At 37.8% G+C, this 26,884-nt stretch carries 25 protein-coding genes; 4 read left to right on the top strand and 21 right to left on the bottom strand.

The window, feature by feature from the left end; genetic code table 11:
• Positions 1-9: 9 nt before the first annotated feature.
• From glyS to C8269_RS09610, 15 genes are all read right to left on the bottom strand, one after another.
• A complete protein-coding gene (gene glyS / locus C8269_RS09680) occupies positions 10-2,073 on the bottom strand; it encodes a glycine--tRNA ligase subunit beta (protein WP_106461514.1) in 2,064 nt (687 codons plus the stop codon).
• A complete protein-coding gene (glyQ, locus tag C8269_RS09675; RefSeq protein ID WP_106461511.1) occupies positions 2,066-2,947 on the bottom strand; it encodes a glycine--tRNA ligase subunit alpha in 882 nt (293 codons plus the stop codon). Before glyQ ends, glyS begins: the two co-directional genes overlap by 8 nt.
• The gene (recO, locus tag C8269_RS09670; protein WP_106461510.1) at positions 2,937-3,713 is read right to left on the bottom strand and encodes a DNA repair protein RecO; all 777 of its coding nucleotides are present in this window, start codon (positions 3,711-3,713) and stop codon (positions 2,937-2,939) included. Before recO ends, glyQ begins: the two co-directional genes overlap by 11 nt.
• On the bottom strand, positions 3,700-4,581 hold the full coding sequence (gene era, locus C8269_RS09665; RefSeq protein ID WP_106461509.1) for a GTPase Era: 882 nt from the start codon (positions 4,579-4,581) through the stop codon (positions 3,700-3,702). Before era ends, recO begins: the two co-directional genes overlap by 14 nt.
• Positions 4,578-4,973: a cytidine deaminase gene (gene cdd / locus C8269_RS09660; RefSeq protein WP_106461508.1), complete on the bottom strand. Its 396-nt coding sequence runs from the start codon at positions 4,971-4,973 to the stop codon at positions 4,578-4,580. The genes era and cdd overlap by 4 nt, the downstream gene beginning before the upstream one ends.
• Complete coding sequence (locus C8269_RS09655; protein ID WP_106461507.1) at positions 4,970-5,788, bottom strand: diacylglycerol kinase; 819 nt, start codon at positions 5,786-5,788, stop codon at positions 4,970-4,972. Before C8269_RS09655 ends, cdd begins: the two co-directional genes overlap by 4 nt.
• A gap of 5 nt (positions 5,789-5,793) precedes the next feature.
• A complete protein-coding gene (gene ybeY, locus C8269_RS09650) occupies positions 5,794-6,252 on the bottom strand; it encodes an rRNA maturation RNase YbeY (protein WP_106461506.1) in 459 nt (152 codons plus the stop codon).
• Entirely contained in the window at positions 6,227-7,186 is a 960-nt protein-coding gene (locus C8269_RS09645; protein WP_106461505.1) for a PhoH family protein, read from the bottom strand. Before C8269_RS09645 ends, ybeY begins: the two co-directional genes overlap by 26 nt.
• A gap of 51 nt (positions 7,187-7,237) precedes the next feature.
• Positions 7,238-7,651, bottom strand: coding sequence for a hypothetical protein (locus C8269_RS09640; RefSeq protein ID WP_106461504.1), 414 nt, complete (start codon positions 7,649-7,651; stop codon positions 7,238-7,240).
• Complete coding sequence (gene floA / locus C8269_RS09635) at positions 7,644-8,585, bottom strand: flotillin-like protein FloA (RefSeq protein ID WP_106461503.1); 942 nt, start codon at positions 8,583-8,585, stop codon at positions 7,644-7,646. Before floA ends, C8269_RS09640 begins: the two co-directional genes overlap by 8 nt.
• The gene (locus tag C8269_RS09630) at positions 8,585-9,205 is read right to left on the bottom strand and encodes an NfeD family protein (RefSeq protein WP_106461502.1); all 621 of its coding nucleotides are present in this window, start codon (positions 9,203-9,205) and stop codon (positions 8,585-8,587) included. Before C8269_RS09630 ends, floA begins: the two co-directional genes overlap by 1 nt.
• Positions 9,206-9,410: 205 nt before the next feature.
• The gene (locus C8269_RS09625; protein WP_234025877.1) at positions 9,411-10,601 is read right to left on the bottom strand and encodes an ABC transporter permease; all 1,191 of its coding nucleotides are present in this window, start codon (positions 10,599-10,601) and stop codon (positions 9,411-9,413) included.
• On the bottom strand, positions 10,594-11,478 hold the full coding sequence (locus C8269_RS09620) for an ABC transporter ATP-binding protein (RefSeq protein WP_106461500.1): 885 nt from the start codon (positions 11,476-11,478) through the stop codon (positions 10,594-10,596). The genes C8269_RS09625 and C8269_RS09620 overlap by 8 nt, the downstream gene beginning before the upstream one ends.
• Complete coding sequence (locus C8269_RS09615; protein ID WP_158698405.1) at positions 11,471-12,196, bottom strand: DUF3169 family protein; 726 nt, start codon at positions 12,194-12,196, stop codon at positions 11,471-11,473. Before C8269_RS09615 ends, C8269_RS09620 begins: the two co-directional genes overlap by 8 nt.
• Positions 12,183-12,398 (bottom strand): helix-turn-helix transcriptional regulator, encoded by a 216-nt coding sequence (locus tag C8269_RS09610; RefSeq protein WP_106461498.1) that lies wholly within the window; start codon positions 12,396-12,398, stop codon positions 12,183-12,185. The genes C8269_RS09615 and C8269_RS09610 overlap by 14 nt, the downstream gene beginning before the upstream one ends.
• 153 nt (positions 12,399-12,551) lie before the next feature.
• Here C8269_RS09610 and C8269_RS09605 point away from each other — a divergent pair, with 153 nt between their 5' ends.
• Positions 12,552-14,090, top strand: coding sequence for a helix-turn-helix domain-containing protein (locus C8269_RS09605; protein ID WP_106461497.1), 1,539 nt, complete (start codon positions 12,552-12,554; stop codon positions 14,088-14,090).
• A gap of 107 nt (positions 14,091-14,197) precedes the next feature.
• Positions 14,198-14,881 (top strand): DUF554 domain-containing protein, encoded by a 684-nt coding sequence (locus C8269_RS09600; RefSeq protein ID WP_106461496.1) that lies wholly within the window; start codon positions 14,198-14,200, stop codon positions 14,879-14,881.
• A 25-nt stretch (positions 14,882-14,906) separates the two neighbouring features.
• Here the strand turns inward: C8269_RS09600 and C8269_RS09595 are convergent, their stop codons facing one another.
• The 4 genes from C8269_RS09595 to C8269_RS09580 form a co-directional block, all read right to left on the bottom strand.
• A complete protein-coding gene (locus C8269_RS09595) occupies positions 14,907-15,758 on the bottom strand; it encodes a hypothetical protein (protein ID WP_106461495.1) in 852 nt (283 codons plus the stop codon).
• Complete coding sequence (locus C8269_RS09590; protein ID WP_106461494.1) at positions 15,758-17,026, bottom strand: Glu/Leu/Phe/Val family dehydrogenase; 1,269 nt, start codon at positions 17,024-17,026, stop codon at positions 15,758-15,760. The genes C8269_RS09595 and C8269_RS09590 overlap by 1 nt, the downstream gene beginning before the upstream one ends.
• Positions 17,027-17,131: 105 nt before the next feature.
• Positions 17,132-21,385, bottom strand: a complete 4,254-nt coding sequence (locus tag C8269_RS09585; RefSeq protein WP_106461493.1) for a 2-hydroxyacyl-CoA dehydratase — start codon at positions 21,383-21,385, stop codon at positions 17,132-17,134.
• A 332-nt stretch (positions 21,386-21,717) separates the two neighbouring features.
• Positions 21,718-22,938: an aminotransferase class I/II-fold pyridoxal phosphate-dependent enzyme gene (locus tag C8269_RS09580; RefSeq protein ID WP_106461492.1), complete on the bottom strand. Its 1,221-nt coding sequence runs from the start codon at positions 22,936-22,938 to the stop codon at positions 21,718-21,720.
• Between the two features lie 114 nt (positions 22,939-23,052).
• Between C8269_RS09580 and msrB the strand changes: the two genes are divergently transcribed.
• Together msrB and C8269_RS09570 are read left to right on the top strand one after the other, a co-directional pair.
• Positions 23,053-23,490, top strand: a complete 438-nt coding sequence (gene msrB / locus C8269_RS09575) for a peptide-methionine (R)-S-oxide reductase MsrB (RefSeq protein ID WP_106461491.1) — start codon at positions 23,053-23,055, stop codon at positions 23,488-23,490.
• Positions 23,491-23,576: 86 nt separating this feature from the next.
• Positions 23,577-25,136, top strand: coding sequence for an IS1182 family transposase (locus tag C8269_RS09570; protein ID WP_106460705.1), 1,560 nt, complete (start codon positions 23,577-23,579; stop codon positions 25,134-25,136).
• 171 nt (positions 25,137-25,307) lie between these two features.
• Here C8269_RS09570 and C8269_RS09565 read toward each other — a convergent pair whose 3' ends face one another.
• Positions 25,308-26,291 (bottom strand): NAD-dependent epimerase/dehydratase family protein, encoded by a 984-nt coding sequence (locus C8269_RS09565; protein WP_106461490.1) that lies wholly within the window; start codon positions 26,289-26,291, stop codon positions 25,308-25,310.
• Positions 26,292-26,298: 7 nt separating this feature from the next.
• Positions 26,299-26,880 carry a DJ-1 family glyoxalase III gene (locus C8269_RS09560; protein WP_106461489.1) on the bottom strand — a complete coding sequence of 194 codons (582 nt, stop codon included), beginning with the start codon at positions 26,878-26,880 and terminating at the stop codon, positions 26,299-26,301.
• Positions 26,881-26,884: the final 4 nt, after the last annotated feature.

Here is a 26,884-nt window from a genome sequence, read left to right as displayed (position 1 = left end):
CAAATCCTCCTATCTTACTATTTGTGATATATCAAATATCCTAGCTATCCTCTTTTGTACTTGATTTAGCATAGCTAATCTGTTGTTTTTGATTTCTTCGTTTTCATCATTTATCATGGTCTTGTCTAGGTATTCATTACCGACTAAGGCTGTGGCTTGAATATTTTCTAGCTCTTTTTTGTAGTCAGCAGCATTTACTAGGGCTATCTCATCGATATTTGATATGGTTTCATAGAAACTTCTTTCTAGGTCTGTTTGTAGTAGGTCTGCCTTTACTAGGTCAGCTCCTGTGTCTTTGGCTAGGTTATTTATCCTGATTAGGTAGGATAGGCCGTCTTCATTTTCATCTATGAAGGCTGTAACTGCCTTTACCTTTTCACTCATTCTTAGAATGTTGGTATTATTTGTATCTACTACAGCATTTACTATATCATACCTATAACCATCATCTAAAAGTTTGTTTTTGAGCCTGTCTTTGATGAAGGCGAGGGTTTTGTCTAGAGTTGTGTCATAGTCAAAGGCTAGGGCATTTACCTCTGTGTAGACTAGGAGGGCTTCTGAGATTAGCTTTCTTAGGTCTACGTCTATACCATTTGCAAGTATTATATTTATTATTCCAAGGGCTGCCCTTCTTAGGCCGAATGGGTCTTTTGATCCTGTGACATATTTTTCTATAGCGTAAAGGCCTACAATAGAATCCATCTTATCTGCTATTGATAGGAGGATACCTATTACTGATTTTGGTAGGTCTGAGCTTGCTCCCTTTGGCAGATATTGCTCTTTGATTGCTTCTGCTACCCTTTGGTTTTCGCCAGAGTTTTGGGCATAGATTGCGCCCATGGTTCCTTGAAGCTCGGTAAATTCTACTACCATTTTTGTGACTAGGTCTGCCTTTGAAAGCTTGGCTGCTCTTTTGGCATCTTCTATGATGTCATTGCCTAGGCCTAGTTCTTTTTGGTATCTTTCTGCTAAATCTACTAGTCTTTGAGTTTTTTGGGCCATGGTGCCAAGACCTTCGAAAAATACTAACTTATCTAGCTCTGGCAAATAAGATTCTAGTGGCTTTGATGCGTCTATATCGTAGAAGAATTTTGCATCTTCTAGCCTTGCTACTAGGACTTTTTTATTTCCTTCTATTACATTTTCACTCTTGTAGTCATCACCATTTCTTACTAGGAGAAAGTATGGAAGGAGCTTGTTTTTGTCATCTAAGATTGGGAAATATCTTTGATGGTCCTTCATTGGTGTGGTAATTACTTCTTTTGGTAGGCTTAGGTAGGTTTGGTCTATATCACCTACAAGGACTGTTGGGTATTCGACAATATTTACCACCTCATCTAGGAGGTCTTCATCTTTCATGTAGGTGCCGCCTACTTGGCCTGCTAGGGAATTAAGGCCTCTTTGGATGATGTCTTGTCTGTCCTTACCCCTTAGAATTACGAAATTATCCTTTAGTTGTTTTTCATAAGTATCGATTGATTCTATTTCTATGTGGTCAGAGCCTAGGGACCTGTGGCCTTTGGTGATATTTCCTACTTCTATGCCATCTGCATCGAAAGATAAAACTTTATCATCTAATAGAGAAACAAACCATCTGATTGGTCTTGCCCATCTGATGGACTTGCCGCCCCATCTCATTGATCTAGGGAAGGATATGGATTTGACTAGTTCAAATACTTCTTCTTTTAGAACTTCTTCTAGGCTTTTGCCTTCTTCTTTCTTTTCTACAAAGATATAGTCTTCGCCCTTTACTTCTCTTATAATCACATCATCAAGGCTTGCCCCTTGTCCTCTTAAGAATCCTTCTAGAGCCTTGCTTGCAACGCCATTTTCATCATAGGCTATCTTTACACTTGGTCCTCTTACAGATTTAATTTCTTCTTTTTGGCTTTCTTCTACATTTACGAGTTTGATCATAAATCTTCTTGGTGTGGATTCTATTTCAATGGCCTCGTATGAGAATTTATTTTCTTCTAAAAGCCTTGTAAATTTATCCCTTAGCTGGGTCTTGGTATTTTTGACATAAGCTGAAGGTATTTCTTCTACACCAATTTCTAATAGGTAATTATGCATCTTTTTCCTTTCTTAAGAGTGGGAAGCCTTCTTCTTCTCTTTTTTCTATATATTTTTCTGCTACTAGGCTTGAAATATCCCTTACTCTTTTGATATAGTGATTTCTTTCTGAAACAGATAGAGCACCCTTGGCATCAAGTGTGTTGAAGGTGTGACTTGATTTTAATACATTGTCATAGGCTGGATATACAAGGCCTGCTTCTATGAGTCTTCCTGCTTCTTTTTCGTAGATATTAAATAAAGTCTCTAGAGTTTCGTTATCTGCATCTTCGAATGAATATTTGGAGTTTTCATATTCTGGTGTCTTGAAGATGTCTCCATAGGTCAAGTTTTCTGACCATTTGATGTCATAGACATTGTCCACATCTTGAAGGTACATGCAGATTCTTTCAAGTCCTATAGTTATTTCTCCACTTTCTAGGGTGCAGTTGATTCCGCCTACTTGTTGGAAATAGGTAAATTGGGTGATTTCCATCCCATCTAGCCACACTTCCCAACCTAGGCCCCAAGCACCGAGGGTTGGAGATTCCCAGTTATCTTCTACAAATCTTATGTCGTGGGCCTTTGGATCTATTCCAATGGCTTCTAGGCAATTTAGGTATAAGTCTTGAATATTGGCTGGGGTTGGTTTAAGTAATATTTGCATTTGGTGGTGTTGGTAAAGTCTGTTTGGGTTTTGGCCGTACCTACCGTCTGCAGGTCTTCTAGAAGGCTCTACATAGCATACCTTCCATGGTTCTGGTCCTAGAGCTCTAAGAAAGGTGTGAGGGTTCATAGTTCCTGCGCCCTTTTCTATGTCGTATGGAATCATTACTGAGCAGCCTTGCTCTTTCCAATACTCCTCTAGTTTTAAAATTAAATCTTCAAAGTACATTTATATTCCTTTCGAGTGTCTTAAGGACCCATTTGACGGATGGAAAATATCCTAGATCTAGGTTCTTAAGAGTGTAGTCTATTATTATTTTGCCGATTTTTTCGTAATTTTCCACTAATTTTATATTTTTTAATTCTTTTGACTCTGTGTAAAGAAGTTTATTAAAATATTTGTATTCTTCAAGAGTCAAATATACGCTGTCTTTTGCCTTGTTTTTGCAAGTCTCGCATATGAGCGAGGACTCTCTTGGTGAAAAATAAAGGCCGTGGCCTCTTATATCTTTACCGCAAATCCCGCAAGTTTTAAAGTTGGGCTTAAAACCTGAAAAGGATGCGTATTTGAGGTAAAAGGCCAAGAATATATTTATGAAATTAGTATCAGCCTCTTCAAAGGCCATAAAGCTATTTAATAGAAGTTTGTAAACTGTTTCTATCTGGATAGCGTCGATTGTCCTTAAAAGCAGGTCGGCTATGGCTGATTTGTATAAGATTATGTCGAAATTTTTGCTTGACTTGGGAAAGGCTTCTACAATTACGCCCTCCCTTAGTCCGTAAAAATCTTTTTTGCTCTTGTAAAGGTCGTAGTGGGCTAGGATGAAGCGATTGGTAAGACCTAGGTTTTTGGAGTTTTTCTTAAGAACTGATTGGCAATTGATTGAAATCCTGCCCAAGTCCTTGGTGAAGAGTTCGATAATTTTAGAGGCCTCCTTATATTTAAACTCCCTTAGGACGATGCCTTCTATATCCTTTAAATCACTTGTAGCCAAAGCGGTCTACCAACTTTTCTTTCTTTCTCCAGTCCTTTTCAACCTTGACCCAAAGCTGGAGATTGACCTTGCTTGCCAAAAAGCTTTCGATTTCTTTTCTGGCATCCATGCCGATTTGCTTAATCATTTGGCCATTTTTGCCAATTACTATCTGCTTGTGGGAATTTTTCTCAATTATGATTGAAGCCCTGATGTCAATTAGGTCCTTATCTTCTCTTTCTTTGAAGTCATCAATTCTTACAGCTACCCCGTGTGGGACTTCTTCTGATAGAAGCCTTAGGGCTTTTTCCCTGATTATCTCTCCTACTACAAACCTTTCGGTCTTATCTGTGATCATTTCCCTGTCGTAGTAGGCTGGGCCTTCCTTCAGATATGTTTTGACTAGAGAGATATACTTGTCGATATTTTTATCATCAAGGGCTGAGATTCCTAATATTGCATCGAAAATCTCTTCCTCATCGTAGAGGTCTTCTAGGTCAAAAAGCTCATCTTCTGTAAGTAAGTCAGTCTTATTTATAAGTAATATTATTGGAACTCTCACATTTTTAAGATCATCAATTATCATCCTATCAAGACTGCCAATTTCTTTTGAATCATCTACGACAAAGGTCACCAGGTCTGACTCATTTAGACTTTCCTTAGAAAAGCTAAGTAGCCTTTCCTGGAGGATATTTCTTGGCTTTTGAATGCCTGGTGTGTCTATAAAAATTATCTGTGAATCATCGTCGTTGTATATTATATTAATCTTATCTCTGGTGGTTTGGGGCTTGTTGGAAATGATTGAGATTTTCTCCCTCAAAATCTTTTCCATAAGGGTAGACTTGCCCACATTGGCCCTGCCTACCACCGATACAAAGCCTGATTTCATTCTAAATCCTCCTTGCTGAAGCTATATGGCAAGAGCTCATCGATTGTATAGGTCTTATATGAGTTCTCATCCTTTGCAATTATTATCTTTGTGTCCTTATCAGCAAATTCTCTTATAAATTGCCTGCATACCCCGCAAGGATATGTATATTCGCTATCGCCATTTATAATTATAGTATCAATTTCCCTCTCGCCAGCACTGATGGCCCCTGCTAGGGCTGACCTTTCTGCGCAAAGGGTTGGCGAATAGGCTGCATTTTCTATATTTATGCCCTCATAGATCTTGCCGGATTTCATCTTGACTGCGGCTGCCACCCTAAAGTGTGAATAGGGGGTGTAGGCCTTTTCTTTAAGGGCTATGGTTCTTTTTATTAAATCTTTTATCTCTGTCATGAAAATATCCCAAATATAGCCATGGCCATGGATATACCAAGGATGGCTCCTCTTATTATCTCTTTTGTCGAATGGATGTCTGCCTCATAGCGGCTTTCTGCAACTATTAGGGCCATGCCGCCTAGGATCAACCTTACAAGGGGCTCATCAATTAGAAAAACTCCCATGGTTGCCAGGGCAAAGGCTACTGATGTATGGCCTGACACAAAACCGCCCTTCATGGCCGTTCCGTGGCCTTCGTAGAAGACTCCCTTCAAAAATACTGTCAAAATAATTACTAATGAAATGGTAATTAGGGCAAGGTGGGAAGGACGTCTGGCAATCCTTAGGATTACTGAATCGTAGAAAGTTAAAAACTTATCAAAAAATATCAGATATGCCACAAAAAGGGCATTAATGGCTGCAACAAAGGTAGCCGCAGCAGATACATCCTTGGCCGCCTTGGCAAGCTTAGAATACTTGCCCCCGCTTGCTAGGTCTACCGCCTCTTCAAGGGCAGTATTTAAAAGCTCTAGGGCAATGACAAAGACCACAGCAAAAACTAAAAACATCATTTCAACCCTTGATAGGCTGAAAAATAAAGAGCCCACCAAGACCAAAATGCTGGCTAAGATGTGAAATTTCATGTTCTTTTCGTGGTTTATGGCATAGACTAGGCCCTCGTAGGCATAGTCAAAACCTTTTAGGAATTTCTGCCCATGGCTAAGTTTTAGTGGCTCATAGTCCTCGCCTGCTACTTCTGGCTCATCTTCCCTAAGCTCTTCTAAGATTTCCTTTTTTAAATTTTCTTTGAGTTTGTCGTAATTATTATCCATTATATCTATTTAAAGACTCCTAGATTTTTCATAATCTCTTTTTCCTTGCCACGCATGATGGCCTTTTCATCATCTTCCATGTGGTCATAGCCTAGAAGATGGAGGGTCGAGTGGCAGATTAGATAGGAAAGCTCACGGTCTAGGCTGTGGCCATATTCTTCTGCCTGGGCCTTTGCTATATCAAGGCAAATTACTATATCTCCAAGGATAAGATCTACATCCTCTTCTCCAGGGAAAATTTCATCATCCATAGGAAAGGATAGGACATCTGTAGGCCTATCAACTCCCCTGTAGTCCCTATTTAGGGCATGGATTTCATCCTTATCTACAAGGCTAAGTGAGACTTCAACATGGCTTGCAAAATCTTCCACCCTTAGGACTTCTTCAATGGTTTTATAGGCCATGGCCTCGATTTGGTCAAGGTCTAGGTCCTCTTTGCTATTGTTGCTTATTAGAAGATTCATCGTTTTGCCTTCTTTTTTCTTCCCTACGCTCATCTTCCTTTTCGTAGGCATCAATTATCCTTTGGACAAGAGGATGACGGACCACGTCAATTGAAGTGAAGTTCATAAATTCAATGCCTTTAACATCTCTTAAGATGTGGCTTGCTGAAACAAGGCCTGACTTTCTACCCTTGCCCAGGTCAATCTGGGTCCTATCACCTGTGATTATGGCCTTTGACCCATAACCAAGACGGGTTAGAAACATCTTCATCTGCTCATAGGTTGTATTTTGGGCCTCATCTAGGATAACAAAGGAATTATCAAGGGTCCTACCCCTCATGTAGGCAAGGGGAGCTATCTCTATGATTCCCTTTTCAACAAGGGTTTGGTAGGAATCAAAACCTAGGATTTCAAAAAGGGCATCGTAAAGGGGTCTTAGATAAGGGTCTACCTTATCTTGGAGGTCACCTGGCAAGAAGCCTAGGCTTTCTCCTGCTTCTACTGCCGGACGAGTGAGAATTATCCTGTTTATCTCGTTATTTTTAAAGGCTCTCACAGCCATGGCAACTGCTAGATAGGTCTTACCTGTACCGGCCGGTCCAATTCCAAAGACGATGTCATTTTCTAAAATTTTTGCTACATAGGCCTTCTGGCCCAGGGTCTTTGGCTTGATTGGTTTGCCGGCTGAAGTTGTGACTATGACTTCATTTAGAAGGCCCTTTACCACATCCCTATTTTCCCTTTCCAGCATATCTGCATCGTATTTTATCTTTTGAAAATCAAGGTCCCCACTTCTTTTAATCTCTTCTAAAAGCTGGGCAATTAATTTTGAAGCAAGGCTCACATTGGCCTCATCTCCTGAAATTTCTAGGTCATTATCCTTAAGCTTTAACTTCACAGAGAACCTGTCTTCTATATATTTTCTGTTACTATCAAAATTACCAAAGAGACTCATCAGTCTCTCTGGCACTTCAATTCCTATATATTCTTTTATATTAACACATCCTTATCTTCTTTTTGAGACTGGCTTTGCTAGGATTTCTGCCATGATGACTGCATCCCTAAGCCTTTTTCTCTTTTTAGATCTTTTCATATCGTCTATTTTTTTGTCAGTCACTTCTTTTATTTCAGCTTCTTTTAGCCTTGCACGAGCCTTAGAATCTCCTTCTTCTTTTGGGGCAGATTTTTTCTTAAGCTCTGCCGCATGTTTGGTGGCAAAATCTGCCTTAAGCTTTCTTTGAGCTTCGATATTTGGTTTTTGGCTGGTTAGATCTGCCGGATTTCCCAAATCATTTAGGAAGTCTACGAAGGAATCCAGTCCCTTTTCTGCAAGAGTCTTATTTTTAGTCTTTTGGCTTTCAGCCTCGATTTCTGCTGCCAATTGGTCAAGAAAATTCAAAAATGAATTTCGCTTAGACATCTAAATCCTCACTGGAATCTGAAATTGACTGACGCATTTTTGTATCTGCTTTAACATTTTGGAGGTTGTAATAATCCATCACTCCGAGATTGCCTTCTTTGAAGGCTTGGGCTATAGCAAGTGGGATTTCACTTTCAGCCTCTACTACCTTGGCCCTATTTTCTTGCTCTAGGGCAATAGCTTGGGCACGACGCTCTTCAGCCTTGGCTTGGGCAATGTTTTTATCAGCCTCTGCCTGGTCTCTTTGTAACTCTGCACCAACATTTCGTCCTACATCCACATCTGCTATATCAATTGATAGGATTTCAAAGGCTGTACCTGAGTCAAGGCCCTTGTTTAGAACGGTTTGAGAAATATTGTCCGGATTTTCTAGAACAGCTGCGTGGGAATCTGATGAACCTACTGTTGTTACAATACCTTCACCAACTCTGGCAATGATTGTCTCTTCACCAGCACCACCGACAAGCCTTTCGATGTTAGCTCTTACAGTTACCTTGGCGATTACCTTTACCTCTATACCATTTTTAGCAACTGCTGCTATAACTGGTGTATTGATAACCTTAGGTGTAACTGACACTTGGACTGCCTCAAAAACATTACGACCTGCTAGGTCAATTGCTGCTGCTTGCTCAAAAGAAAGATCTATATTGGCTCTTTCTGCTGCAATTAGGGCATCAACTACTTGGTTGATATTACCACCAGCTAGGTAGTGGCTTTCTAGGTCATTTGTTGAAATTGGAATACCTGCCTGATAAGATTTGATCATCGCAGCTACAATCTTTGATGGAGAAAGTCTCCTAAATCTCATAGCCACAAGGCTTGCCATAGATATCTTAAGGCCTGAAAACCTCGCAGTAATCCAAAGTCCAACTGGTACCATTGTAAAAAATACTATAACTAATACAAATATTAGTCCTAAAATTAAATATTCCATTATATCTCCTTCACTCTTATATGGCCATCTTTGATATCAACAACTGACACCATTTTTCCCTTTTCGATAAATTCTGCCCTGGCCATGGCATCATAAAGTTCTCCATCTATCTCAATCCTGCCTGCTGGCCTAAGGATTGTCTTAGTTATACCCACACTTCCAACAAGATGTGAAAGTTCAACCTTCTTGCCAGTGTATATAGATTTGGGTTTTGTTTCTAGGATTGACTTTTCAAAAAGTTCTGCCTTAAAACCAAGTTTTACAAAGATAGCGACAGTAGCAAGGATTGCAAGGCCTGTAGTAAGGACTACAAATAGGCCCATCCTAGGATCTATAAAAGAATCCATCACCGAATAAATAGTAAGGGCAAGGCCTGCCACTCCAATAAGGCCAAAACTTGGAATAAAAAGCTCCAAGCTTAAAAGGCTTATTCCAGCTATAAAGGTTATTAAAGTCACATTGTCAGCTATATTGTAAAAGGATGCTGCTATATAAAAATAGGCAAATAAACCTAAAGCAATACCAGCAAAGAGCAATTTCTTTTGGGTAAAAAGCACACAAATCATAGAAATAACTGCCAATATAAAGGCAAAAGCTATGACTAGGTCGTTTCCAAGCATAAATACCTCCTTGTACAAAATTTAAAATGAGAAAGAGCATCTAAAAATCAATCCCAAACCCACTTTAAAATATTATCTTCCTTATAATTATTATCTAGTAAATGGGGCAAAAAATCAACATAAGGACAAGCTAACAAAAGAGAAAAGCACTTTTCAAAATCCTTTTCAAAATCCCCAAGAAAAAAGGAGCCTGCGGCCCCCTTTATTATCTGTGTTTTCTTTTCCTAGTAAAAATCGAATCATTCGAATAATTTAGTATATGTTTCTTATAGACTTTTGAAGCTAGGATATAAGTAATATATAAGCTTAGGGCCAAAATTATTAGAGAAAGACCGCCTTCAATTATTCCAGCACTTCCCTTAATCAACCTTAAAGGCATGAAAAATACGGAAATATACGGGATAAATGATGCGATTTTTACAAATAAATTTACAGGTCTATTCATAAAAATCATGGCCACCATAAAGGTCCCTACAATTGTAATCATAAGCGGACTTGCAACCTTTGAAGCATCTTCTTGCTTGCTGGCAAGAGAGCCCAGCATGGCAGCTATTATCATGTAGGCCAAGAGCGAGAGGATAATAAAGATGAAAATCTCCCCTATTATCATAAGGCTTGTCTTATCCAGGCTAAAATCAATTTTTATAAAGTCTAAAAGGCCCTTGGATTTGATTATAAAATAGGAAATTGCTCCAAAAATTATATATAAAATCGAATGGACGATTATGGCTAGGAAGTTACCTAATATTTTGCCAGCAAAATAGTCCTTGGCAGATACTGATGAGAAGATAAACTCAATCATCTTTGACCCTTTTTCTGTGGCTATATCGACGACCAGGATGTTTGAATACATGATTAGCATAAAATACATGAACATCAAAAGGATGAAGTAGGAGGCATAGATCATAAGGCTCTTGCCCTTGTCAATTTGATTGATTTTTATATCTGCCTTGGTCGAAAAAATCCCAATTTGCTCTTCATTTAAACCTGCATTTTTGATATTAATGGCATTTTGAAGCTCATTTGCAAGAAGAGGCAATTTTGAAAGTGCCTTGCTATCCATGGTTTTAGTCTCAATAATAAGTTTTATCTGGCCATTTTCTTCAGAAATCTCCCCGTAAGACTCAATTTTCTCTGCCTTTAAAGTCTTTTCCGCTTCATCTTTTGAAACTAATTTATATTCATTTTCCATTTCCTTTAGGTAAGGCTTTATAGTTTCATCTGCTACTAGGTAATACTTAGTAGTTGAATCTGCCTTGTCTGATTTTGTAAGGAAATAATTAATACCTATAGGCACTAGCATTCCAAGGATTGGTATAAAAACCATGGCCCAAAAGGCAGGCGATTTGATTTGTTTTTTGAAGGAATCAAGGGCAACTATTAACTTTCTATTCATTTTCTTCCACCTTTCTGGCAAAAATTTCATTTAGGCTTGGTGGCTCTTGGCTAAACATCTCAAGGTAGCCGAGTTTTCCTACAAGTTTCTCAAAAATTTCCCTGCCGTTTTCTTCATTTTCTAATCTGATAATCCAGAAATTTCCTTCTCTTTTTAAGTCATAAGCTGGGAAAAGCTCTGATAAATCTGCATCAGCCCTTACTTTCACCAGGTCTTTTTCATAGGAATTTCTAATCTCATCTGGTGATCCATTTAGGACAATTTTTCCATTTTTTAGCATGATTAGCCTATCGCAAAGGTGTTCGACATTTTCCATGTTGTGGGATGAAAAAATTATGGTTGTACCTTCTTCGTTGATTTCCTTGATTATCTCCATCAAAAGATTGGCATTGTAAGGGTCAAGGCCTGAGAATGGTTCGTCTAAGATTAAAAATTCTGGCTTATAGATTAGGCTTGCAAGAAGTTGAACCTTTTGCTGGTTGCCCTTTGAGAGTGACTTTATTTTATCATCCAGACTTCCCTTGATTTCAAAACGATCAAAGTAGCTTTTTAAGGTCTTTTCATCAAGATTTCTCATTTGGTTAAGCCTAGCAAAAAACTTCACCTCTTCCCTGATGGTTTTCTTTGGTGAGAGCGAACGCTCTTCTGGAAGAAAGCCAATTTTTTCTAGGGGCACGTCTGCCATTGGCTCACCTTCATAAAGAATTTCTCCAGCAAAGTGGTCATAGAAATTCATCATGGAACGAAAAAGTGTAGATTTTCCCGCCCCATTTTGGCCGATGACTCCGAAAAGTTCGCCTCTTTTGACTTCAAAGGACACGTCATCAAGAGCCTTAAGGTCCCCAAAATTTTTAGTTAAGTTTTTTATTTCAATCATTTTTCTCTCCTGCAAAACCATTAGTTAATACACCAATCAAGCTTGGTATTAGGACAATTAGGGCTATTATTGGGCTTATATTTTCATAGAGGGCTGAGGAAAATAGGATTATTATTATCACAAATTGACTCATAAGCATCCTCTTATAGGCTAGGTAGCCCTTTTTGTAGTATTTGACCTTATCTCTCTCGTCAGATTCAGCCATGAACTTGCTTTCAAAAAAGAAATCAAAGACCTCAGTCTTTCTTTCTGGCTCAATTTTTTTGACAAGTTTATAAGTAAGGAAAGACAAGATGGAATTTATAGCTGTAAAAACTAGCAAAATCCCTAATACAAGCAAGGTATTTTTTACAAAGTCTGGGCTTGTTTTCATCTTGTTATAGATAATTATAACAAGGGATATGAGGGTAAATAAGCCTGCATCTCTCATTGCATTGGCATAGTCTATATACTTTGTTTCAATAAAATCATCTTGCCTTATGCCCTTTTCAACTTCTTTTTTCCCTTTCAAGTAGAAATAAAAGCCAAATCCCGCAAATATACTACAAAGTCCTATAATCAAAGCCAAGATATGGTCGCTTAGAAAGCTATTAAGACCATATACAAGGCCACCTACATTTAATTTTCTAAAAATAAAACCTGCTCCAAAACCTACAATCAATCCAAATCCAGCCATAGCAAATATGCTAGCTAAGAAGCTTTTTTTATTCTTTTTCATCACTATCCTCCAGTCTAAAAATCTCATTGATATCCACATCTAGGACCTGGGCAATTTTTAGGGCCACGGTCACTGATGGGTTGTAATCTCCTCTTTCTATTAGGCTTATGGTCTGGCGGCTGACTCCGACAAGCCCTCCAAGCTCTGCTTGGTTATAGCCTGCTTTTTTTCTAAAATCCGCCAAATTATTTACTAGGTCCATCGCCCCTCCTTTCCAAATAATTGACAACTATTCTTGTCACTATTATATATTTGACAACTTTATTTGTCAAATATATTTTTATTTACCTCCCCTCTAAATATATTATTGAAATACGGGTATAATGTTAGATATACCTAAAAAGAGGTGATTACTTTGATCTTTTTAAAGCAAGATGAAAACATGTACAAGCTCCTTGAGGCCTTATTTTATAAGGATGGAACCTGGGTTAGGATTGATGAGCTTGTAGATGATTTAGACCTTAGCAAAAAAACTATTCACAATTATATATGTTCTCTTGAGAAATTATTTAAAAATTATGCCAAATTTGAAATGACTTCAAACCTTGTCAAGGCTGATTTTATCCTTGATATAGGTCTTAAAACTATAAAGAAAATTTTTATCAAAAACGCTCTGATAAGCCAAATTTTGACCATTACTTTTTTAGATGAAATGAAAAATAAAAAAGATTTGGCTACTAGGCTTAATACCAGCGATTCTTCTATTTTTAGAAATATTGGCTACCTTAACGAAGCTATCAAGGAGATTTATAATATAGAGTTTTCTTATGCAGACCTTGATTTTGTGGGCGATGAGTATGATATAGAGAAGTTTTACCTAAATCTTTTCATAAGCACTCAAATAAGCCCCCTAGATTGGCCTTTTGAGGGTCTTATCGATGAAAAAGATGTAACTACTATTGCAGAAAGCATTGGCAAGTCCTTATACATGGAGATTATTTTTGGCCAATATTCTTATATCAAAACAGCCCTTGCCATATCTCTTATCAGATATAGGCGAGGCTTTAAATTTAAGCTTGGAAAGATTGACCAAGACATGCTTAGTTTTGTCAAAAAATGCCTGTCAAATATCGAAGTTGCCAGGGCTACAAGAAGACTTCTTCCTGATGAAAATGGTGATTTGACCATGGTTTTATACCAGATTTTGGCATTTTTCATAAACCATGAATACACCCCATACTTTAAGAGCCTTGATGAAATCTTTGAAATTGTTCCAATTTATAAGGACTATTATGCCTATCTTTATGATAAATCTATAGAGCTTTGCGATAAGTACGGAATTGATAAGACGAATCTTGAAAATGCCTACAAGGAGATTTTCTCTTACTTTTATGTAAGGCTATTTAATGTTGAGCAAGCCGACTTTTTCGTAGCAAAGAGCCAGCATTTACTTAATTATATAAAGTTTATCAATATAGATTTCTACAAAGATATCTATGCCATGATGGATGGGCTTTTGGATAAGTATCCTAATCTTAGAGAGAGATATTCGACAGAAGCTACGGTCTATGCGATTTATTCGACTTGGCCAGGCCTTTTGGGCCATATGATTGATAGCGTAAAACCAGCTAAGGCCGTTATCATTTCCAATTATGATAGGTACCATTCAAGACTTATACAGGATTTTATAAATTCTACAGCATCTACTATCTTAAGTGCAGACATCTATACAAAGCCAAGGCTTGATATAAATTGGCTTAAAGATTCAGAATATGAAGTCATAATTACAGACTTCCTGCTTGAGGCAGACCTTGGTGATAAGCTCTTGCTAAACCTTGAAAACTTGCCTAGAGTTAACAGGTCTTTTAAGATTTTAGACCAAATCCTATCAAAGAAATTTATGGAAATCAAGACGGAATATCCAGAATTTTTTGATGATCCAAGGCCACTTTAGAATAATTTTTAATATCAAAAGCCCCCAACAATTTTTGTCAGAGGGCTTTTCTTTTATGAATTTTTTGTGTATAATAATGAAAATATTGTATAAAAGGAGATGATTAGATGTTAGCTGTAATAGTAAATACCCTGGCAGTTTTTACCTGTGGAATGCTTGGGACCGGCCTTTCTAATAGGCTTGCCCACAAGTACCAAGAAGCAATTATGAAATTTTTGCCGATTGCCATTATTGTCTTAGGAATCGATTCTGCACTCAAGGGTGATATTATGATTATGATCATCTCTATAGTGGGCGGGGTCCTTGTAGGCGAATACCTAGATCTTGAGGGAGGTATTGACAAGTTTGCAGACTTTCTTAAAAATAGGTTTATTAAAAATTCTGAAAGTGACTTTTCGACAGGCTTTATTTCTGGAATTTTGCTTTTTTGCGTAGGGTCTATGGGTATACTTGGATCAATTGATGCTGGTGTTAAGGGAGATTATTCGATTCTTTTTACAAAATCAGTCCTTGATGGGCTTTCTGCCCTTTTTCTTGCGGCTAGCCTTGGTAGGGGCATTGCCTTTGCAAGCCTTGCAGTCCTAGTTTATGAAGGATCTATTTGCCTTTTAGCAGGCATTCTCTCTTCACTTTTTACAGACTTTGTCCTAGCCAATATTTCGGGAGTCGGCGGCCTTACAATACTTGCCATAGGCCTATCCATGCTTGATATAGTCGACTTTAGGATAGCAAATGCCCTACCAGCCCTTGCCTTTCCTATAATAATCAGTCTTATAATGTCCTTATTTTAAAAAATCCTCCACTTGGAGGATTTTTCTATGCCCTATAAAGTATATAGGTATCTAATTTTTCAAAGCCATTTGCAAGGGCTACTTCGAGTTCTAAGATTTTTTCTACTTCTACAAAATACTTAATTTCCCCTATTTTCCCAAATTCTTCTATAAGAGAATTTATCATTTCCTTTATTAAGCTATCACATATTTTCTTATTAGGATCTTTCATAAAAAGTCCAAAAATTTCAGCTTTGCAAGGATTTTTGCCGTAGATTTTAACCAATAGACTAGCTATAATCTCTCCATCATCTTTTTTTACAAAGACCCTGAACCTATCAAAGTCCCTATATAAATTGGTACTTGAATAGTACATATCTTTTGCAAAACTATCGTGGAAATCCTTGTAGGAAGCGAAGTCTTCCTTGGCTAGAATTTCGATATTATCTGTGTAATCTGTTGTTTTATTTAGGTTTTTAGTTTCTAGGACATGGGAGTGTTCTACAATTTTTGCTTTTTCTACAAAAGATTTTTCCTTATTTATCCAAGATTCTTCCCCAAGACCGATATTTATAGGATAGGCCTTATGGTCTTTTTTAATCTTTTCTAAAAGGCCTTCTAAGATTTTTAGGTCCTTATTTTTTATGATAAGGAGGGTTGTTTGGATATATTTTTCATCATCATCCCAAAAATAGGTGACAAGGCCTTCTATCTCATCATTTTCTAGGGCTATAAGAGTAGTTGTTGCCATAAATTCTATAGAATATTCTAGCTCCCTATAAAGATCACTTAGGGATGAAAATTTGGGGTAAGAAGCCCCGTACTTATCATTTATGGCGATTTCTAAAAGAGGCCTTACTTTTGCAAGGTCAGGCCTTTCTAGTTTTCTTATTTGCATTAAAATCTTCCCTTAAGTTTGAGGGCTTTTTCTATCCTTGTTAGGCTTAGGATGAAGGCTGCTTGTCTGAAGGTAACCTTATATTTATCAGCTGTAGCAAAGACTTCTCCGATTGCCCTTGTCATGTCTTTTTCTTGTTTGGCCCTTACTTCTTCTTCAGAAAGGTAGGAGCCTGTGATATTTTGTACCCATTCGTAGTGGCTGACTAAAACTCCGCCTGAATTGGCTAGAATATCTGGAATAAGTGGGATATTTTTCTCATTTAGGATTTTCTCTCCCGCTTCTGTGACAGGGCCGTTGGCTGCTTCTACTACTAGTTTTGCCTTGATTGAATCTGCATTGGCATCACTTATTACATTTTCTAGGGCTGCTGGGATTAGGATGTCGCAGTCTAGGGCGAAAAATTCTTCTGTTGTGATTTTTTCTGCCTCTTTATTTAAAACTGAGCCTTTTTTTTCTCTAATTTCATTTAGTTGATCTGGATCGAAGCCATTTTCATCAAAAATTGCTGATGAACCAGCCTCAGCCGACTCATCTCTTGCGCTTACTGCGATAATTTTTGCTCCGTCATCTGCAAGATATTTGGCAGCAAAAGATCCAACATTACCAAAACCTTGAAGGGCAACTGTGGCACCTTTTAGGCTCTTGCCGATTTTTTCGTAGTATTTTTTAATTGTTAGATAAACACCAAAGCCTGTCGCTTCGCTTCTTCCAAGGGATCCACCCATGTCGGTTGACTTGCCTGTGAAGGTTGCTATATCTTGGCGACCACCGTTTAGGGCTATATATTCATCTGTGAAATATCCCATGATTTTGGCATTAGTATTTACATCTGGGGCAGGAATGTCAATTCTAGGTCCTAAATAATTATTCATTGCTCTGACAAAGCCACGTGATAGGATTTCAAGCTCTCTTTCGGAAAGTTTTTTAGGATCTACGACAATTCCTCCCTTACCACCGCCAAGTGGAAGTCCAAGTAGGGCTACCTTTAGGCTCATTAGGGTAGATAGGACTTTGACTTCTTCATATGTCACTGATTGATGAAATCTGACCCCACCCTTGGATGGACCTAGGGCTGTGGAATGGGCTGACCTAAAGGCTCTAAAGGTCTTTGTTGTGCCATCATCCATCTTTACAGGAATATTTGCTTCTATGATTCTTTCAGGTTCTTTGATTATCTCATAAAATGATTCAGATAGGCCTGCAATCTCACAAACTTTTTTAAGCTTGCCTTGTAGGTCTAGAAATTGTTCTTTAGCGTTTGACATATTTGCCTTCTTTCTTAAATAAAAATTAACTTTTATCCTTATTATACAACCAAAGTAAAATTTTTCTCAAAAAAATCACCCTAATTTCTTAGGATGATTTAAAATCTATTTTGCTTTCATCTTATCTCTTGCAGCAGACATCATTAGTTTGACCCTGTTTACTTGGTTTACTTCTGATGCGCCTGGGTCGTAGTCTATGGCAACTATGTTGGCTTCTGGATAGGTTTCTCTTATCTTTTTCATGACTCCCTTGCCGGTGATGTGGTTTGGCAGGCAGCCAAATGGCTGGATGCAGACAATATTTGGAGCACCTTGGTGGATTAGCTCTACCATCTCCCCTGCAAGAAGCCAACCTTCTCCGGCCTGGTTGCCAAGGGATGTGACTTCCTTAGCAAGGTCTGCTATATCGTCTATATAAAGTGGTTCATCAAATCTTTCGCTTGCCCTAAGGGCCTTTCTAATTGGCTTTCTATTTGCTTCTATTAGCTTGATTCCAAGCCTTCCCATCCTGGCTGTGGCAGCTGATTTGCCATATAGGTCACGCTTTAATTCTGTATTTTTCATACAGTACATGAGAAAATCTGTCAGATCTGGCATAACTACCTCAGCTCCTTCAGCTTCAAGGACATCTTGGAGGTGGTTGTTGGCTTCTGGCAAGAATTTGACTAAGATTTCTCCGACTATACCTGCCTTTGGAATTTCCTTGTTGCAGACTGGTATCTCTTCAAAATCTCTGACAATCTCTTCGATTACTTGCCTGTATCTCTTGGTTTTCATCGTTCCAATTTCTGCTGAAAGCTTATTTATCCATGCTTCCTTGAGGTCATTTACAGAGCCTAGCTCGATTTCATAAGGCCTTGTGGCATTTGACACCCTATTTATAAGATCTCCCAAAAGGATTGACCTGATAGCTTGTTTTAAAAGTGGAATATTTTTAAATCTGACTAGGTCAAAGCCCTCGTTGGTTTCTATGCCTTGGGCTGATAGGGCAATTACTGGTAGATCTGGAAAACCCGCATCCTTTAGGCCCTTTCTGATGTAGCCTACGTAGTTGGATGCCCTGCAGGCTCCGCCGGTTTGGGTCATTAGAAGGGCAAGCTTATCGGTGTCGTATTTGCCTGACTTAACTGCATGGATTAGCTGGCCGACTACTGTTATTGATGGGTAGCAGGAGTCATTGTTTACATATTTAAGGCCAGTATCTATGACATCTTCATCGATAGTATCTAGAAATTCTATATTAAAACCAAAGGCCTTAAAGGCATGTTCCATTATCCTGAAATGCTCTCTTGCCATCTGTGGGGCAAGGATTGTGTAGCCTTCTAGTTTCATTTCTTTGGTAAATTCGGTATTTTCGTAGGCAAAGTCACTTGGATCTGTCTTAAAGCTTATGCCTTCTCTTTTCTTTTGGTCAAGAGCTTCTAAAAGAGATCTCAGTCTGATTTTAACCGCTCCTAGGTTTGAAATTTCATCTATTTTTAAAAGGGTATAAATCTTGCCATGAGATTTTAAAAGCTCTTCTACCTGGTCGGTTGTGACTGCATCAAGGCCGCAGCCAAAGGAATTAAGCTGAATAAGCTCGAAGTTGTCATTTTCTGCAACATATTTGCTGGCCCTGTAAAGCCTTGCGTGGTAGGACCACTGGTCAAGGACTCTGAGCTCTTTGGTCAAATCTTTCACATTGTAGGCGATGGCATCTTCTGAAAGAACAGGTATATCCATCGATTCGATTAAGTCTGCTATGCCGTGGTTGACTTCTGGATCTATGTGGTAAGGCCTACCTGCTAGGACTATGGCATTTAAGTCATGGGCCCTTACATGGTCAATTATTTCCTTGCCCTTTTTCCTTATTTGATCATGGTAGGCTTGCTCAGCCTCCCAAGCCAAGCTTACGGCATTTTCAATTTCCTTCTTTCTCAAGATATTGCCCTCATGAGTGTAGCCTTCAAAGACTTCGACAAGTCTTTTTTTGATGATTTCCTCACTTTCAAAGGATAAGTAAGGGTTTAGGAATCTTAACTCATTTAGCCTATCGACATTATTTTTAATAACATCAGGATAACCACTTACTACAGGGCAATTCATCTGGTTTTTGGCCGCATCAAATTGCTTGTAGGCATAAAAAACACCTGGATAAAAGATTAGGTCAGGCTTTTTGTCGATTAAATCTTCCATGTGGCCGTGGACAAGCTTGGCTGGATAGCAGGCTGTCTCTGATGAGATGGTGGCTATGCCCTTTTCATAAATTTTCCTATCTGAGTCACTTGATAAGATAATATCAAAGCCTAGGCTATCAAAAAACTTGTGCCAGAAAGGATAATCTTCATAAATATTTAAAACACGAGGAATGCCGACCCTACCAAAGCGGGCACCATCTCCCAGAGTCTTTCTATCAAAGAGGAGCTTATACTTATACTTGTACATATTTAGGTTATCTTTTTTCTTATCAAGCTTGATGCCTGCCCCTCTTTCGCACCTATTGCCTGTGATAAATCTCCTCCCATCGGCGAAGGTATTTATTACTAGGGCACAATTATTTGTACACCTACCGCACCTGGCTGATTTTTGGCTATAGGAGAAGTTCTCAAGCTCTCTTTGACCTGCCATATTTGATGAGCCTGTGGACTTATCTTTGGCAATTAAGGCCATACCCATAGCCCCCATAAGGCCTGCAATTTCCGGTCTTGTAACATCTCTTCCAGAAATCTTCTCAAAGGCCCTTAGGATGGCATCCCCATAAAAGGTTCCCCCTTGGACTACTATATTTTTGCCAAGAGATTTTGGGTCCCTAATCTTAATTACCTTTTGGATAGCATTTTTTATTACCGAATAGCAAAGGCCAGCTGCTATGTCTTCTACCTCAGAGCCTTCCTTTTGGGCCTGTTTGACCTTGGAATTCATGAAGACCGTACACCTTGAACCAAGGTCTGCCGGTTCCTTGCTCCTAATTGCCCTTTGCTGAAATTCTTTAACATCCATGGATACAGATGCTGCAAAGGTTGATAAAAATGACCCACAGCCTGAAGAGCAGGCCTCATTTAGCTGGATAGAGTCTATTATCCCATCCCTTATGTGCATGGCCTTCATATCTTGGCCGCCAATATCAAGGATAAAATCTACATCAGGATCAAAAAACTTAGCCGCCCTGTAGTGGGCAATGGTTTCTACCTCGCCATTGTCAATATGTAAGGCATTTTTGATGAAATCTTCACCGTAACCACAGATTCCGGATGAGGCTATATAGGCCTTTGGATTTTTCTTAGCAAGACCTTCTTTAAGCATTGAAATGACAACCTCTAGGGGCCTTCCCAAATTCATCCTATAATCATCTAATAAAATTTCATTATCTTCTGATAGCCAGACCATCTTACTGGTTGTAGAGCCTGCATCTAGGCCTACATAGATTGGGCCCTGGTAAGTAGCAAGGTCCCTATATTTGACCTTATCAGTCTTATGCCTAATCTTAAAATATTCATAATCATCAAGAGACTCAAAAAGAGGGTCAAGCCTTTTGGTCATCTCTAGATTTACTTCCTTGGCATTTTCAAGCCTTGTAATGAGGTCCTTAAGGGCCACGGGCTTTGAATTTTCGCTAGATAAAATCGCAGCCCCCTTGGCTACGTAAACTTCTGCATCATCTGGTATATAAAAATTATTCTCATCCTCTCCCAGGGTCTCTACAAATCTGTCCCTAAGAGAAGATAAAAAGTGAAGGGGACCGCCCAAAAAGGTGACATTACCCTTAATCGGCCTACCGCAGGCCAGGTTTGAAATTGTCTGATTGACTACAGATTGGAAGACTGAAATTGCTATATCTTCCCTGCTGGCTCCCTGGTTCATCAAGGCTTGGATATCAGTCTTGGCAAAGACCCCGCACCTAGATGCTATAGGATAAATCTTCTTGTAGGCTTTGGAAAGCTCATTAAGACCTGCCGCATCTGTATCAAGGAGGGCTGCCATCTGGTCTATAAAGGCCCCAGTACCTCCTGCACAAATCGAATTCATCCTCTGCTCAACAGAACCAGAAAGGTAGGTAATCTTTGAATCTTCCCCACCCAGCTCTATCAAAACGTCAGTCTGAGGGATAAATTTCCTGATAGCACGGGTTTCTGCTATAACCTCCTGGACAAAGTCTACACCCAAAATATCTTCTAAAAACATGCCGCCAGATCCTGTCACATTCATAGTTAGACTTAGATTGCCAAACTTATGGTATAAATCTGTAAGGACCTTCTTAACAGTCGCCCTCACATCTGACTTGTGGCGGATATAAATAGAATAAATTGTATTAAAAAGCTCATCAGTGACCACCACCTTGACAGTAGTAGAGCCAACATCAAGTCCCATATGTAAATTCATATTATTCCTTTCTAAATGAATAAAATACCTTCATACTTAATAAATTTTTATCATTATTAAATATCTAACAAAAATTTAAGAAAATACATAAAAATTTTAATATTATTATACCCCTTATTTCTAAAATAAAAGCCTATTATATATTTATAAATGGCTATTTCAAGCTTATTATAAAATAGTGACAAACTTTGGCTAAATTATAAGCTTATAAGCCCTATAAAATTTATGGGAAATTGTAAAATTTTCTTTACATTTTTATGCAAGCAGAAAGACCAAGCAAAAGCTTGGTCTAAATTATATTTATTTTATCTAAAAAGATAATTCTAAAATTTTTATAAATTTGCCATAAAGTAACTAAGCCTATCGACTAATTTTATAATGTCCTTTTTATTTGTTGCACAAATTGCAACCCTAATTCCCTTAGCTTGGGGAATGGTGAATATGTTTTCTTTTTCGAGATTTTCTGCTATCTCAAAGGCCATATCTGTTGGAATAAAGGTGAAAAATCCACCAAAATACGGAATCATTGCTAATTTTTTCGCCTTAGCCTCTCTTACAAATATCTCAGCTCTTTTTTCTAGCATGAGCCTTAAATTTTCTAATTCCTTTTTGTAGCCATCCTTGTCATTTTCCAAATCTTTTAGGATAAGCTGTGGTGCGTGGACCCCGTTAGACCAATTGCACCTAGCTGAGTGGGCAAGGCTATTTTCAAATTCATCGATGATTTCTTTTTTAGAAGAGATGCCGATTGCTGCCCCACTTCTTAGGCCGTAGGCTGTGTGGGACTTACTCATGGAATAAGCCACTATCACAAAGAAATTTGGGTCAAGGCCTGTAAATTTCTCAAAAAATTCCTTTTGCTTGCCGCTTCCTGCATATTCTATATAGGCCACATCAACAATTAATGTGATTTTCTTGCCAGCTTTGGCAAGATCTTGGCAAGCCTTAATCACCTCATCCCATTCATCATCGCTTAGAGAATAGCCAGTTGGGTTATTGCCTGGAGAATTTATTATTGAAACGAGCCTATCCTTATTTTCTAAAGCCTTTGCCATAGCAACTTTGTAAGCTTCTATATCAAATTTGTAGTCATCTGTAAAGAAATTATAAGTGATGAAATCTCTGCCAAATTCATCGCAAATTTTCTTATATGGGCCCCAATAATAGTCATGACTAAGAACAGGATCTCCCTCATCTGCATAGGTAAAAACCCCTGACCTGATAGCCCCTGTTCCGCCTGGTGTTGAAATGGCGGTCATAAAAGCCTTTGGTCTGTGATTTTCAAAAAGGCTATCTAAAACAGCCTCCCTAAAACCATCTTCTCCCTCAATTGGGGCATAAGATGCTATAATAGACCTATCCATCTGACTTAGCCTGTCATAAACACTATCAAGGGCAATAATCTTTCCAGAATCATCTGCCAAGGTCCCAAGGGCCGCATTGATTACATTTTCCCTGCCATATTTTTCTATGGCTGCATTTGCTTTATTATTTATATCAAAGGCCAAATCCTTGGCAATAGGCCAAGTAGCCTTCTTGATTGTCATTGACATTTTTTGCTCCTTAATAAAATCTTTTTATTATTATACCTAAAAGTGAATTTTTTAATAGTTTGGGAATATGGGTATAAATTAATTACAAGTTTAAACAAGATTAAGGGAGGTATTATGACTAAATATAAAAAAGAAGATTTAAAGAAAATTTTAAGCGAAGAAGCCTATCATGTGACCCAGGAAAATGGAACTGAGATGCCTTTTTCTTCTGAATATGACAATTTTTATGAAGATGGGATTTATGTAGATATTGTCTCTGGGGAGCCACTTTTCTCATCTCTTGATAAGTATGATGCAGGCTGTGGTTGGCCTTCTTTTACCAAGCCAATTGAGGACACTGAGCTTACAGAAAAGGATGATCTCACCCTTATGAGAAAAAGAATTGAGGTAAGAAGCAAGGAAGCTGATAGCCACCTGGGCCATGTTTTCCCAGATGGACCAAGAGAGGCTACTGGTCTTAGGTATTGCATAAATGGAGCTAGCCTTCGCTTTATTCCAAAAGATAAGCTTGAAGAGGAAGGCTATGGCAAGTATTTGAAGCTTTTTGATTAAATTTAAAAAGGGGCTGTTGCAAAAGTCCTAACATAGAAAAAGACGAGGAAAGTGAAATCCTCGTCTTTTTCTGATACAATGTATTTATGAAAACCGTTACAAATACATCATCATTAACTAATCTTACACTAGTTGGTGATACAATTCAATTAAAATTAAACTTTAACACAGAAATATACATCCAAGATGATATAAAACTAAGGATAGTAAAAAATATAATTGAAAGGATAGACCTAACAGAACTAAAAAAAGTCTACTCATCATTTGGAAGGAAACCTACTGTAAATCCAGTAACCATGCTAGAGATAGTAATATTCTGCTATTCAGAAGGAATATTCTCATCAAGGGAAATAGAAAAATCATGCAAATATGATCTAAGAATAAAATATTTACTAGACGGACAAAATCCGCCAGATCACTCTACCATAAATAGGTTCAGACAAAAAATAGTAAAACTAGCACCCAACCTATTAAAGCAAATAGTCCAAATATTAATAAAAGAAAAGCAAATAGACCTATCAAGCATTTACATAGATGGAACGAAAATAGAAGCCTATGCTAACAGATACAGCTTTGTCTGGAGAGGAAGCATAGAAAAATGGCAAGAAAAACTAAGAATTAGAATAATAAAACACTTAAATTTAAATAAAGACCTAAGCTCATCGTTAGTATTAGAAGTAGTAAAGATAGTATTTAATCAAGTAAGTAAAAAATGTAAAGAAAAGAAAATAAACTTCGTACATGGTCAAGGAAAAAGAAAACATCAACTCCAACGAGACTATGAACAACTAAAAGATTGGAAAAATAAGTTAGAAACTTATCAAGAACACCTAGAAATAATGGGAGATTACAGAAACTCCTACTCAAAAACAGACCATGACGCAACCTTCATGAGAATGAAAGAAGACCACATGAGAAATGGTCAACTAAAGCCAGCCTACAACATTCAGCTTGCAAGCGCATCAGGTTTCATCATAGGTGAAAATATATCCCACCATACAAACGATATGTACACCCTAAAACCATTCTTAAAAAAACTACAAGAAAACTATCCAAACAAACTAGACAAAATAGTAGCAGATGCAGGATATGAAAGTGAAGAAAACTATGTATATCTAGAAGAAAATAAGCTAACATCGTACATAAAACCATCAAACTATGAGCAATCAAAAACACGAAAATATAAAAAAGAGCAAGAATTTAAGGGAAGTCTAATCTATGATGAAAGTCAAGACAAATATATATCACAAGAAGGCAAAGAATTCATAAGATGCAAGGACAGATACAATAAAAGAAAAAGTGGATATATAACAACTACAAAGGTCTATAGGTGTTTTGATTGGAACAAAGATGGTCAAAAAACTAAAGGAATCTACATAGCAGAAACCTTCCAAAAATATAGGAAAGAATCATTAGAAAACATAATATCTGACCAAGGAATAGAAGAAAGATTAAATAGATCAATCCAAGCCGAAGGAGCATTTTCCAAAATAAAGTCAGGCTTAAACTACAACAGATTCCACCATAGAGGAAAAGAAAATATAATAAGTGAAATATGCCTCTTATCAATAGCACTAAACTTAAATAAACTGTCATCAAAAATAGAAAATAAAGATTTAAACATCATAAAATACAAAGCTGCTTAAGAAAAAAATATTAATTTCATAAGCTCTATTAAGTGAGCCTATTTTTAATAAAAATGTGGAAAAATTCATTCTCAACTTAAAAACTTCTATAAAAATTAATGGCTTGATACAGATATATAATAAAAAAAGCAATGCGCAGAATAGATTTACCTATTCTGCAACATCACCTTTTTATGCTTTTACAGGGCTTCCATTTAGGTAGAGATCTATCATTTTTCCTATCTCTTCTCCTAAATCTTCATCACCAAGGTCAAAATCGCCCTTTAGGCTTAGATCCATAGTCATGGCCCTTAGCATATTTACTTGGCTTATGCCGTGTTCTAGATTTTTTCTTTCTGTAATTTTTTGATCTTCCTCATAAGCTTCTAAGAGGTCGTCAAAAGTCCTTGAAACCAAGCTTTTGCCGTCAGTCTTTTTCATTATTTCAAGGATTTTCTCATAAAGAGCCTTATAGGAAATATTTCCTGTAGCTAGGGCGTAGGTTTTTTTGTGATTTTCTAACTCTAGGGCAAAAATTGCTCCTTGAGCTAGAGCTTTTGCTGAAATTATTGGAATCACACCCTCTGTGACAGGTATTGTTGTATTTGCCCTTACTAGGTCTATGTGGGCTGCTAGGGCATTTTTGTTAGACTTGCCTACTATTAGGCCCGGCCTTAGGATTGAGACATTCATAAGACCATCGCCTTCAAAGATTGCTATTGATTCTTGCATAAGCCTTGTTTCTATATATGGCTCGTGGTGGTAATTATTTTTCCTTAAGATTTGGTTTTTTTCTGCTATTTCTGACCTATAATCTCCCAAAAGAAGGAAATTTCTGATGCCAGCTTTTTTGGCAAGCCTTGCTATCCTACCTGTTGGAAGGACGTTTCTCTCATAAAAGAATTTGCCAGCAGGCTTTCTAGGCACAACTAGATCATCGATGCCGCCGGCATAGACAAAGCTATCGCAATCACCAATCATCTCCACAGCTTGCTTATCTCCTAGGGCAAAAAAATCTGCTAGGACATATTCTAAATTTTCATTTTCTTCTATATCGCTAGATTTAATTAAATCTACCGCTTTTATCTTATAACCCTGGTCAAGACCGTATTTTATAAGCTCTCTGGCAAATAAATTGGCCCCTCCTAGGATAAATATTTTCCTGATATTTTTCATCTTTTACCTAAAATTTAATTCCAAAATAATTTTCTACTGCTATGTGTTGGGTGCCGTATTTTAGATCTTCCTTGGCATCCTCACCCTTGATGATTTCAACAAGTCTTAGGGCTAGATAATTTGTAACAGCAGCACCTCTTCCTGTTGTGATATTGCCATCTGTGACTACTATTTGATCATCTATATATTCCCCAACATTTTTAAGTTCTTCCTTAATAGTTGGGAAGGATGTGGCCTTTTTATCAGCAAGGACACCTGCCCTATCAAGCACTATTGGACCAGCGCAGATTGCAGCAATTAGTTTGTTTTCATTGTTAAACTCACGAACTAAATCTATTACCTCGTCATTATCCCTAAGAGTCTCTGCTCCCTTGGTGCCTCCTGGTATATAGACACCATCGTAGGATTTTCTATCTATATCAGCCATAAGCTTATCTGCCTTATATTCTATGCCGTGGGAAGTCTTTAAATTTATAGCTCCTGTTGTAGATACCATATCTACTTCGATATTAGCTCTTCTTAGATAATCAACGACTGTAAGTATTTCTATAGTTTCATTGCCATTTGCTAAAAGTACACATATTTTCATAACA

The organism is Anaerococcus sp. Marseille-P3915, assembly GCF_900258475.1.
GTDB lineage: Bacteria > Bacillota > Clostridia > Tissierellales > Peptoniphilaceae > Anaerococcus > Anaerococcus kampingae.
The sequence above is the reverse complement of the archived record's forward strand: the minus strand, read 5'-3'. Positions and strand labels throughout refer to the sequence as shown.